This is a genomic window from Gordonia sp. LMA167, from assembly GCF_058130025.1.
Map to the genome: position 1 here is coordinate 5,619,016 of NZ_CM176708.1, position 13,379 is coordinate 5,632,394.

The following is a 13,379-nucleotide window of genomic DNA, read 5'->3' on the forward strand; positions in this document are numbered from 1 at the left end:
CCTCGTGCTCCGCAACCGGTGCACCGCACGGGCCAGCGCGGCGAGCAGTGCGTCCTGGGTGCCCGCGGCGAATGCGTGTGGCACGGCGGTGAGCAGCGCTTCGGACACCTCGGTGTCCACGGTGACGGTCACCCGTTGCATCGGCGACGGCTGTAGACCGTTGTCCGACTCCCTGTCGCCGAACGGGGCCGCGTCGGCCGGCAACCGCTCCAGCCAGTAGGGCAGTTCGGCCAGCCGGTCGGGCACGTCGTCGGCGAGGACCTGTGCCCAGCGGCGGATGGAGGTTCCCTCGGGTTGCGGGGTCGGCTGCCCGCCGGAGGTCACCTGGGACCACATGGTCGCCAGATCCACCACGATCGTGGGCCACGACACCGCGTCGACGGCGAGGTGATGGATGACAATGAGCAGTCGCGCACCGTCGGCCGCCACGTCGTCAGCCGGCCCGGCGGCGGCCTGCCCGCTCGGGGTCCCGGGCGACACGACCACAAAGCGAGCGATGTCGCCGGTGGTCGGGTCGAGTTCGGCGAGCGCCGACGCATGGATGCGGGTCAGTGCGTCCACGAAGTCGTCGGTTCCGGGCTCCGCGTCCGGGGTCTCGAAACGCACGATGGCATCGACATCCACCGCCCGGCCCGTCTCGAGCGTCCAGTCGTCGGCCGTCCTCCGCAGTTGCGCCGCCAGCATCGGGTGCGCGGCCAGCAGCGCATCGATCATCGGAACGAGGTGCGCGCGCGTCATTCCCGCGGGCGCACGCAACAGATTGGCCTGGGAGAAATCGGCGAAGGCGGGCGTCGCATGGTCGGTGGGACCGTCGGCCCCCTCGAGCATCCACCGAATGATCGGCGTGATCACCATGTCGCCGGAGGGACCGCCTGCGAGTTCGGGAAGGGCCTCGAGCGCGCCGCCGGCACTGCCGGCCGCAGCCGCCATTCCACGGATGGTCTTGTGTTCGAAGATGTCCCGTGGTGTCAGCCGCAGCCCGACCGACTTCGCCGCCGAGGCGAGCTGGATCGACATGATGCTGTCGCCGCCCAGCGTGAAGAACGAGTCGCTCGCGCCGACGCGGTCGAGTCCGAGCAGCCCGGCCACGATGTCGGCCAGCGCGCGTTCGGCATCGGTCGCCGGCGGCACGAACGCGGTGTCGACGAGGAAGTCCGGCGCGGGCAGCGCGGCGCGGTCCAGTTTGCCCGACGGCGTCAGCGGGAGCTCGTCGAGAACGACGAACGCAGCCGGGATCATGTGCGCGGCCAGCCGGTCACCCGCCGCACGGTTCACCGCGTCGACGTCGACGTCGATGTCGGCGTCGCCGACGAGGTAGCTCACCAACCGGGTTCGACCGGCCGGGTCATCGGCACCGATGGTCACCGCCTGCCGTATGCCGGGCAGCGCGGCGAGGACGGCGTCGATCTCCCCCAGCTCGACCCGCTGACCGTTGATCTTCACCTGATGATCGGCGCGGCCGGCGAATTCGATTTCGCCCGCGGGTGTTCGGCGGACGAGGTCGCCGGTTGCGTAGAGGCGGGTGCCGGGAAGCCCGAGCGGGTCGGCGATGAAGCGGGTCGCGGTCAGACCCGCTCGTCCGAGGTAGCCGCGCGCCAGACCCGGCGCCGAGAGGTACAGCTCCCCGACCACGCCGTGCGGGACGGGGTTGAGACGCTCGTCGAGGACATAGGCGGTGAACCCGTGGATCGGGCGGCCGATCGTGACCGGCCGCGCGGCCCGGAGTCGGCCGGCGGTGGCGACGACGGTCGCCTCCGACGGTCCGTACATGTTGTAGAGCGCCAGTGCGGTACCGGTCGGTGCGGCCCATTTCTCGACCAGGTCCGGCGGGCATGCCTCTCCACCGGTCGCGAGGTGCTTGAGCTGCGGCACGTCGGCCGGATCCATGGTCGCCACGACCGTGGGTGTGATGATGGCGTCGGTCACCCGGTGGCGGGCCATGAGTTCGGCGAGTTCGGCGCCGCCATAGGTCTCGGCCGGCGAGACGACCAGCGTGTGACCCGATCCGATGGCCCAGAGCATTTCGAAGAACGACGCGTCGAAGCTCGGTGATGCGACGTGGAGTACGCGAGTGGCCGACCCGTAGGAGATCTCGCGCTGGGTGTGCACCAGATCCGAGACGCCGCGGTGGGCGACGGCAACTGCTTTCGGCCTGCCGGTGGAGCCGGACGTGTAGATCAGGTAGGCGAGGTTGTCCAGCCGCACGGGGCCGCGGCGCTCGTCGTCGGCGAGGACGTCGGCGGACTCGGTCTCGGCCCGGTCGATGACATCGGGGTCGTCGAGGACCAGCCATCGGGGTCGATCCCGGTCACCGAGCGTCTCCCGGTCGTCCATGGTGGTGATGCCCAGGGCGGCATCGGAGTCGGTCAGCATGAACGCGATGCGGTCATCCGGGTAGGTCGGGTCGATCGGGAGATAGACGCCACCGGCCTTGATCACCGCGAACGTCGCGATCACCGACTCGAGCGAACGCGAGATACCCACGGCGACCACCACATCCGGGCCGACGCCGTGGCTGATCAGGGTTCGCGCGAGACGATTGGTGCGCGCCTCGAACTCGCCGTAGTCGACAACGCGGTCGTCGACGACGAGGGCCGGGTGGTCGAGATCGAGGGTCCGGTCGAGGAGTACCTCCGGCAGCGTCCGGTTGCCACCGAAGGTCTCGGCGGCGCGGGCGGTCGCGGCGAGTTCGACACGCACCGCATCCATCTCACGGCGCTGGTCGTCGCCGAGCAGGTCGATGTCCCCGACCGCGGTGTCGCAATCGCCGGTGAGAGCGGCCAATACCCGCAGCCAGGTATCGGCGAAGCCACGCACCGTCGGTTCGTCGAACAGCGCTCGCGCGTAGAGGAATTCCGCTCGCAGCGGGGTGGAATCGCCCGTGCCCTGACCCTCCAGCACACCGACCGTCAGGTCGAACTTGGCATCCTGTTCGGCGATGTCGAGGGGTTCGACGGTCAGTCCCGCATCGGTGAAGCGCTGCCGCTCGGCGGTGTCGTCCGCGGCGTAGGTCAGGGCGATCTGTGTCAGCGGTGCGTGCGCCGATGACCGCTCGGGCGCCAGCGCGTCGACCAGCTGCTCGAACGCCACATCCGAGTGGGCGAAGGCGTCCAGGTCGACCGACCGCACGTCGGACAGGAATTCCGCGATCGTCTCGCCCGGATCGACCGTGGTGCGCAACAACAGGGTGTTGACGAACATGCCGATCAGGTCGTCCAGCGCGGACTGGCCACGACCCGCGATCGGCGCCCCGATCACGACGTCGCGGGTCGACGCGAGCCGCGACACGGTCACCGCCAGTGCGGCGTGACAGATCATGAACGGTGTGAGTCCCGTGTCGGCGGCGGTCTGCTGCACGGCGGCGGCGAGCTCGGACGGTACGTCGATGCCGATCCGATCCCCGTCGGCATCCAACACCGCCGGGCGCGGCCGGTCCATCGGAAGGTCGGTGACCGTGGGGATGTCGTCGAGCACGCTCAGCCAGTGGCCCATCTGCTGCCCGATGGGCGACTGCCGGTCGTCGGTGCGGCCGAGCGTCTCATGCTGCCAGAGGGCGTAGTCGGCGTACTGCACGGCCAAGGCTGCGGGCACCGCGCCGCTCCCGGAGGTACGCGCAAGATAGGCGCCGATCAGGTCCGCGGCGAGCACCTTCGCCGACTCGCCGTCGAACGCGATGTGGTGACACACGATGATGACGTCGGTGACGTCGGAATCCGGTGCACGCCAGATGCGTCCGCGGATGGGAAGTTCGGTGGCGACGTCGAAACCGCGTGCCGTCGCGGCCTGCAGTTCCTCGGCTCTCTCGGCGTGCGACCAATCCAGCAACCCACCGACGTCATCGACATCGAGGATGCGCTGGGTCGGACGCCCGTCGACCGTCGGGTAGACCGTGCGCAGGATCTCGTGCCGGGCGACGACGTCGCCCAGCGCGTCGAGAAGCGCGGCGGCGTCGACGCTGCTCCCGTCGATCTCAGCGCGCAGCCGCAGTCCCAGCGGGATGTTGTAAGCGGCCGAGCCGGTGTCGAACTGGTTGATGAACCACATCCGTTGCTGGGCGAAGGACAATGGGATGACGTGTGGCCGTGGCCCGGGCACGATCTCGGCGGTGGCGCCGGTTCCGGGCCGGACGCGTTCGGCGAGCGCTCGCACCGTGGCCGCGTCGAACAGGTCGCGAACCGAGACATCGGCGTCCAATGCTCGTCCGACCCGGGCGGCGACCCGCGTCGCCGACAGCGAGTTGCCGCCGAGGTCGAAGAAACTCGTCGTCGCCGACACCCGCTCGATTCCCAGCACCTCACCGAAGACCTCGGCGATCGTGGTCTCGGTTCCCGGGTTCGGGGCCACGAACTCGCCGCCGCCGAACTCCGGCGCCGGCAGGGCGCGGCGGTTCAGTTTGCCCGCACTGGTCAGTTCGACGCGGTCCAACCGCATCCAGACCGTCGGTCGCATGTGATCGGGCAGCATGCGCGCGGCGACCGCCTTGACGTCGTCGAGGTCGATCGACGTCTCCGGCGCACCGGCGACATAGGCGACCAGGTGCTGTTCCCCGTCGCCGGTGCTCACTACCGTCGCGGCGGCATGGACCACGCCGGGCGCCGAGACGAGCACCGCCTCGATCTCGCCGAGCTCGATGCGCTGACCGCGCAGTTTGACCTGGAAGTCGGTGCGTCCCAGGTATTCCAGCTCGCCGCGGGCGCTGTACCGGACGAGGTCACCGGTCCGGTACATCCGGGTGCCGGCCGAACCGAGCGGATCGGCGACGAACCGGTCGGCGGTGAGGTCGGCACGCGACGCATAGCCGCGGGCCAGTTGCACCCCGGCGAGGTACAGCTCGCCGGCCACACCGACCGGCACCGGGTGCAGTCGGGCGTCGAGGACACGGGTCGCGGTGTTCCAGACCGGTCGACCGATCGGGACCTCGGTGTCGCCGGCCCGCACTTCCTGGGCGGTGACGTCGACGGCCGCCTCGGTCGGGCCGTAGAGGTTGTGCAATCGCGCCGCGGGCAGCGCATCGAGTGCTGCGGCCGCCACCGACGGTGCCAGCGCCTCACCCGAGGTGAACAGCTGCCGCACCGAGGTCAGCACCGACATCCCTTCGGGGCCGAGCACCTCGACGAAAGCCGACAGCATCGACGGGACGAAGTGCGCGGTGGTCACACCGCGCTCGCGGATGAGCTGCGCGAGGTATGCGGGATCGCGGTGCCCGTCCGGTCGCGCGAGCACGAGTTGCGCCCCGACCATCAACGGCCAGAACAGCTCCCACACCGACACGTCGAAGGTGACGGGGGTCTTCTGCACCACGACATCGGCGGACCGCAGGCGGTAGGAGTCCTGCATCCACGCCAACCGGTTCGCGATCGCGCGATGCGAGACGACGACGCCCTTCGGTCGGCCGGTCGACCCGGAGGTGAACAGCGTGTAGGCGGCGTGATCGGCGTCGAGCGGCGCAACGCGGTCGGCATCGGTGACCGGTGCGGTGTCGCCCGTGACGGGTACCGACAGGTCGACGACCACGACGCGCGGCGCATCGGCGGTGAGACCCGAGACGACGTCGGCGACGGCACCGGACATTCCGGCCGGACCGATGAGCAGGGTCTCGGCGCCGGCGGTGTCGAGCATGTAGCCGATGCGGTCGGCCGGCGCGTCCGGGTCGACCGGCACATAGTGGCCGCCCGCGGTGACCACTGCGTGGATGGCGACGAGCATCTCCGCCGACCGTTCGATCGCCACCGCTACCGCTGTGTCCGGGCCGATCCCACCACCGATGAGTTCGCGGGCCAGCACGTTCACCCGGGCACCGAAGTCGGCGTAGGACAGGGTGCGGTCGCCGTCGACGAGAGCTGTTGCGGTGCGGTGGGATCGGACCGCCTTGGCGATGCCGTCCGGCAGCGGCGTGACGCCGGCGTCGACCTCGAGTCCCTGCGACCAGGCGCGGAGGCGGCCTTGTCCTGCGGCGTCGACGAGGGGAACGTCGCCGATCACGGTGGCCGGGTCGTCGACCAGCGCATGCAGCAGTTCGACATACCAATCGGCGATGCGCAGTGCGGTGTCGTGGTCGAAGAGGTCGTCGGCGTAGACGATCGAACCGTCGAGCGCCTCCAGGTGTCCGTCGTCGTCGCGAGTGGCGGACAGCCCGACGGTCAGGTCGAAGCGGGCGGCCGGGTCACCCGGGTCGGCCGGCGAGATGGACAGGCCGGGCAGGTCGATGCTCGGGTTCTGGTGTTGCTCGAGCGTGAACATCACCTGCGCCAGCGGGGCGAAGGACTCCGACCGGGTGGGGGCGAGTCGTTCCACGAGATACTCGAAGGGCACGTCGGCATGGGCGAATGCCTCAAGATCCGTTTCGCGGGTAGAGCGCAGCAGTTCGTCGAAGGACATGCCGGGCTCGATCTCGCTGCGCAGCACCAACGTGTTGACGAACATGCCGATCACGTCGTCCAGCGCGCTCTGCCCACGTCCGGCCACCGGCGTGGCGATCGCGACATCCGTTCCGGCCGAGAGCCTGCCGAGCAATGCGGCCAGCACGGCGTGCAGCACCATGAACACCGTGACGTCGTGACGTGACGCCAGGTCGTCGACCGCCGCGACGAGGTCGGCGGGTACGTCGAATTCGGCGAGACCGCCGTGCATCGACGCGACCGACGGGCGGACGCGGTCGGTCGGCAGTTCGATCACGTCGGGCAGGTCGGCCAGCTGACCATCCCAGTAGGAGACCTGCTGTCCGACAACGGACGTCGGATCGTCGACGGAGCCCAGGACGCGGTGCTGCCACACGGCGAAGTCGGCGTACTGGACCGCGAGTTCGGGCCAGTCCGGTGCACTGCCGGACGTCCGTGCCACGTATGCGGTGACGATGTCGCGCAGCAGCGGTGCCAGTGACTCACCGTCGGCGGCGATGTGGTGGATGACCAGCACGAGCAGATGCTCGTCGGTGCCGGTGGCGACGAGAGCGGCACGGATCGGCAGGTCGACGGTGACGTCGAACGGCTGTTCCACGACGGATCGCGCCGCAGATGCGTTGGCGGGCCGGGCGAACCAGGTGGTGTCGGTGTCGCCGATGGCAGGGTCGAGAATCTGCTGGCGGGCATCACCGTTCTCGTCGGCCGGGAACACGGTGCGCAGACTCTCGTGGCGGCCGATGACGTCGGCGAGCGCCTTCTGCAGTGCGTCGGCGTCGAGGTGCCCGGAGAGTCGCAGCGCGAACGGGATGTTGTACGCGGGTGACGTCGGATCGAACCGGTTGATGAACCACATCCGCTGCTGGGCGGTCGACAGCGGGAGGGCATCGGGCCGCGGCCCGGCGGTGAGCGGTTCCACCGCGGCCACGGTGTGCCCGGCGACGGTCTCACGCAGTGCGCGGACGCTGGGTGCGTCGAAGATGTCGCGGACCCCGACCTGCACACCGAGGGCCTCGGCGATGCGCGCCGCGACCCGGGTGGCCGACAGCGAGTTGCCGCCGAGGTCGAAGAAGCTGTCGCCGGCCGACACGTCGTCGAGTCCGAGCACCTCGGCGAACACCGTGGCGATCGTGCGTTCGGTGTCGTCGGCAGCGGCGACGTACTCGCCTGCCCCGAACTCCGGTTCGGGCAGGGCACGCCGGTCGATCTTGCCGGCGGTGTTGGTCGGCATCGACTCGAGTACCACCCACCCGGTGGGCCGCAAGTACTCGGGCAGTGCCTGCGCGGCAGCCGCCTTCACGGTGTCGAGGTCGACCTGCTCCCCCGCGACGTAGCCGACGAGGTGATCGTCGCCGCTCGGCGCGGACGCGACGACGGCGGCCGCATGCACGACAGCGGGTGCGGCGGCGAGCACGGCCTCGATCTCGCCGAGCTCGATCCGCTGGCCGCGCAGCTTGACCTGGAAGTCAGTGCGGCCCAGATACTCCAGCTCCCCGCGCCCATCGTGGCGCACCAGGTCGCCGGTGCGGTACAGGCGCCCACCCGATGAGCCGAACGGGTCCGCGACGAACCGGTCGGCGGTGAGGTCGGGTCGTGCCGCGTACCCACGCGCCAGCTGCACCCCACCCAGGTACAACTCGCCCGCGGTGCCGGGCGCCACCGGACGCAGCCGTGCGTCGAGCACCCACGCGGTGGTGTTCGCCACCGGCCGGCCGATCGGCACGCGGATGTCGCCGGGGCGGACTTCGTGGGAGGTGACGTCGACGGCGGCCTCGGTCGGACCGTACAGGTTGTGCAGCCGCGCCGTGGGAATCGCGCCCAGGGTGGCGGCCGCGACCGCCGGGGTCAGGGCCTCACCGGAGGTGAAGATCTGTCGCATCGCGGTCAGGTCTGCGATCCCGCCGTCACCGACGACGTCGAGGAACGTCGCGAGCATCGACGGTACGAAGTGCGCGGTGCTGACGTGCGCCTCGCGCATCAGTGCCGCGAGTTGGTGCGGGTCCCGGTGTGCGTCGGGGCGGGCGATCACGAGTTCGGCGCCGACACACAACGGCCAGAACAACTCCCACACCGACACGTCGAAGGTCACCGGGGTCTTCTGGAGCACCACATCGTCAGGCCCCAGCGGATACGACGACTGCATCCAGTCCAGACGGTTCACGATCGCGGAATGTGTGACGGTCACGCCCTTCGGACGGCCCGTCGAGCCGGACGTGAACAGCGTGTAGGCCGGATGCGTCGTCCGCAACGGGGTGATGCGCTCGGCATCGGTCACCGGTGCGACGGCATCGCCGGCCGGCGCGTGGGCGTCGACGCGGACGGTGTCGACGCGGTGTGCGCCGATCGCCTCGGGCACATCGCCGGCCACCAGCACCACCGCGGCGGCGGAGGTGTCCAGCATGTAGGTGATCCGGTCGGCCGGCGCCTCCGGATCGAGCGGTACATAGTGACCGCCGGCGGAGATGACCGCGTGGATGGCGACGAGCATCTCAACGGATCGCGGGATACACACGCCCACCGCGACTTCCGGTCCGACACCGCGTGCGATGAGCTCGCGTGCGAGCGTCCACACGCGGTCACCGAATTCGCCGTAGGTGACGGTTCGGTCGTCGAACGCCAGCGCGGCCGCGGTGCGCGTCGACGTGATCTGCGCCGTCACCTGGTCGGCGAGGGTGACGGGCTCGATGCCGACGTGGTCACCGTGCGCCCACTGCGCCACCTGGCTTCGGTCGGCGTCACTGATGGTGTCGACGTCGGCGAGCAGGCGTTGCGGTGTCTGCACGAGTGCCTCGAGCACCGCCCGCACATGGTCGGCGATCCGTGCGACCTGGGTGTCGGTGACGACGCTGGGCAGGTACTTGTAGGCGAACCGCATGCCGTCGCCGCGTGGGCCGACGATCAGGTTGAGCGGATAGTGCGTCGAATCGGCGAAGTCGACCCCGGTGATGTCGAGGCCGGCCGCGCGACTGCCCGACGCGAGCGCGTCGGAGTCGACCGGGTAGGACTCGTAGACGGTGAGGGTGTCGAACAGCACCGGCCGCCCGGCGATCTCGCCGATGTCGGCGAGGCTGAGGTGCTGATGGTCGAGCAGCCGGGTCTTCGCCTCCTGCAGGCCCGATGCGACCTGAGCGAGACTCCGGCGCGGATCGCAGTCCACGACCACCGGGATGGTGTTGATGAACAGGCCGATCGCGGCCTCGACCCCGTCGAGATCGGCGGGACGCCCGGACACGGTCTCACCGAAGGCGACCACCTGCTGTCCGGTCAGGCGGGACAGCACCATCGCCCAGGCCACCTGGATCGCGGTCGATGGCGTCACGCCGTTGTCACGGGAGAAACGGTGCAGGCCGCCAACGAGATCGGCGTCGAGATCGACCTCGAGGCCGGCCGGCTTCTCGGCGACCGCCGCGGATTGCTCGGCCGCGAGCAGAGTCGGTCCGTCCAGCGCAGACAGTGCCTCTCGCCACGCACGGTATGCGGCATCGCGATCGCGGCCGGCGAGCCAGTCGAGGAAGTCGCGGTAGTCGGTGCGGGCGCGAGACTGCGCCTGCAGCGCACCATCGCCGACGTACGCGGCGAACAGGTCGGCGATCACCAGCGGCCCCGACCAGCCGTCGAGCAGGATGTGGTGGTTGGTGATGATCAGCCGGTGCCCGCCCGACGGCATGCGGGCGGCGACGAACCGGATGGGACCCGGGCGGGTGAGGTCGAAACGGTTCGTGCGCTGGGCATCGGCCAGTTCCGTCAGCAGCGCCTCGGCGGTGTCCGCATCGTGGTCGCGGAGATCGACGCTGTACCACTCCGGTTCCGCCGTCGGTGGCACCACCGTGACCGGTGTGCCGGATGCCGTGCGCACGAACGCCGAACGCAGCACCGGATGTGCGCGGAACAGTTCGGTGGCCGCGCGTCGCATGCGGTCCTCGTCGATGGCGTCGGCGATCTCGATGACCACCTGTACCGAGTAGACGTCGATCTCATCGGGCCGGGCGGCGACCTCCGACTGGAACAGCAGTCCCTGCTGCAGCGGCGACAGTGGCCACAGGTCGGCACCGGGGTACCGCCGGCCGAGTTCGTCGATCTCGGCCTGGATGAGACCGACCTGCGCGACGTCGGATTCGGAGAGTCCGGGATCACCGACCTGCGCGACCTGGGACGCGATCGCGGCGAGTGCATCCTGCCACCGTCGGGCGATGTCGGTCGCCTCGGCGTCGTCGAGGACCGCCGCCGGGAAGCTGAGATCGGCACGCAGCACCCGACCGTCGTCGGAAGCGACGGCCGAGACGTTCACCGCCAGGGCGGCCAATGCCACCATGTCCCCGCGGACCGACGGGGGCAGGACCGGGACGTCGGTGGCGGGAAGGAAACCGACCCCCGCCGTGGTGCGATCGTCCGCCCCGGCGCTTACGTTGCCGAAGTAGTTGAACGCGATCGCCGGCAGCGGGCGTCCGGCCAGCGGCGAATCCTCGCGCAGATAGCGCAGTGGGCCGAAGCCGATGCCGTGATCCGGCAGCGCGGCGCGGGCGTCCTTGGTCGCCTTGACGATCGACGACTCATCCGGGTCCGCGGGGACGTTCACGGCGACCGGGGCGATGCTGGTGAACCAGCCCACGCTGCGCGAGAGGTCGGCACCACGGGCGATGTGCTCCTCGCGACCGTGTCCCTCGAGCAGGATCCGCACGCGTCCGGCCCGTCCGTCGGCCACGGCGAGCGCCAGGGCCGCGACCATCGGATCGTCGGCCCCGGTCCGGTAGGCCTTGGGTATGTGGGTCAGGAGCGCGTCGGAGAGCTCGGTGGGCAGCGTCCAGGAGATCGTCCGGACCGTCGACTGACGGTCACGGACACGGTCGAACGGACGCCCGATCGCGATGGCGTCGGTGTCGTCGAGGTGGCGAGCCCACATCTCGACTTCGTCGGTGCGTTCCGCCATTTCGGTGAGCACACCGGCCCAGCGGCGCATCGATGTTCCGGTGGCCTGCAGGGTGATCGGCTGTCCGGCCGCGAGTTGCGACCCGGCGGTGACGAGGTCGGTGATGATCGCCGACCACGACACCGCGTCGACCGCGATGTGATGGATGCTGACGATCAGGCAACCGTCCGCGGAGTCGGAGGTGGGCCGCAGGCCGGTCGCGGCGACCACGGCGCCGGTTGCCGGGTCGAGACGACCCAGGGTGTCGGCGTGGGCGCGCAGCAGGACGTCGGTGAACTCGGGTGCATCGGGGTCGACGACGACATCGTCGACACGCACCAGGAGTTCGGCGTCGAAGTCGTTGCCCGCGAGCATGTCCCACCGACCGTTGTCGTCGGCCAGGCGCGCGGTGAGCATCGGGTGGTGAGCCACGACCGCGGCGATGACGGTGCGCAGGTCGGTCACCGAGATGCCGGCGGGCAGCGTCAGCACGGTGGTCTGGGAGAAGTCGGCCAGGTCCGACGCGCTGTCGGCATGCTCGAGCATCCAGGCGACCGCGGGGGTCAGGGCGACATCGCCCACTCCCCCGCCGGGATACTCGGCCAGCTCGCTGCTCGTCGCCGTGCGAGCTGCTGCGGCGAGCGCGCGGACGGTGCGGTTGGTGAAGATGTCGCGTGGGCTCAGGGCATAGCCGGCCGAGCGTAGTGCCGAGGCCAGCCGGATGGACATGATCGAGTCGCCGCCGAGGGCGAAGAAGGACTCGGTCACCGACACCCGCTCGACTCCGAGGACACCGGCGAAGATGCCGGCGATCGCTCGTTCGTCGTCGTCGGCGGGGGCCATGTAATCCGTGTCCAGCGAGGAGAAGTCGGGAGCGGGCAGGGCGCGGCGGTCGAGTTTTCCGGAGCTGCCCAGCGGGATGTCGTCGAGAATTGTCCACACGGTGGGCCGCATGTACTCGGGCAGTGACCGGCCGACCGCGTCTCGTGCGGCGTCGGCCGATGCCGGTCCGGCGAGGTAGGCGACGACATGTTCGGCCCCGCCTGCCGACCGGGCGACGGTGACCGCCGCGTGGACCACGTCGTCAACACCGGCCAGCACCGACTCGATCTCGCCGAGTTCGATGCGCTGTCCGCGGAGCTTCACCTGGAAGTCGGTGCGGCCCAGGTACTCCAGCACATACGAATCGGGGTCGGTTGCGCTGCGGTTCCACCGGACCAGATCGCCGGTGCGGTACAGGCGATCGCCGGGGACGCCGAACGGGTCGGCGACGAAACGTTCGGCGGTGAGGTCGGGACGGGCGGCGTAGCCCCGGGCGATCTGGACGCCACCGAGATAGAGCTCGCCGGGTACACCGATGGGTGCCGGGCGCAGCCGGTCGTCGAGCACCCAGGTGCTCGTGTTCTGAGTCGGCCGGCCGATCGGAACGACGTCGCCGACGCGGTCGAGATCCTGGTGGGCCACCTCCACCGCGGCCTCGGTAGGACCGAACAGGTCGTGCAGGCCGGCATCCGGCAGTGCGGCCCGCGTTGTCGCGGCCACCGACGGCGCGAGCGCCTCGCCGGAGGCGAACACGTAGCGGACGCTCGTGAGCTGCGAGAGGACCGCGTCGTCGACGACGTCGAGGAAGACCGACAGCATCGACGGCACGAAGTGCACTGAGGTCACCGTGTGTTCGGCGATCACGTCGGCCAGATAGGCCGGGTCGGTGTGCCCGCCGGGTCTGGCGATGAGCATGCGCGCTCCGGCGTACAGCGGTGCGAACAGTTCCGGCACGGAGACGTCGAAGGTGTACGGCGTCTTGAGGATCACCGTGTCCGACGCGCCGATATCGAAGGTGGCCAGGCCCCAGAGGAGCCGGTTGAGCACGGACCGGTGCGAGACGGTGACGCCCTTGGGCCGGCCGGTGGAGCCGGAGGTGAAGATCGTGTAGGCGGCGTGGTCGGGACGCAGCGGAGCGTTCCGGTCGACGTCGGTGACCGGTGTGGTGTCCACGGCGACCGGTGCGCTGGTGTCGACGGAGTGGATCTGCACGCCGGCATCGGTGATCGCCTGCGGCGCCCATCCGGGTCCGA

The 13,379-nt window shown here is 70.2% G+C and carries 1 protein-coding gene (running past both ends of the window); it reads right to left on the reverse strand.

Every position in this 13,379-nt window falls within one protein-coding gene, locus ACVT6V_RS25310, for a non-ribosomal peptide synthase/polyketide synthase (protein WP_489896830.1), read on the reverse strand. The gene is 54,624 nt long; 25,674 of those nucleotides lie to the left of the window and 15,571 to its right, leaving coding positions 15,572-28,950 in view, spanning codon 5,191 (partial) through codon 9,650 (complete); reading right to left, the first codon wholly in view occupies positions 13,375-13,377. Both the start codon and the stop codon lie outside the window.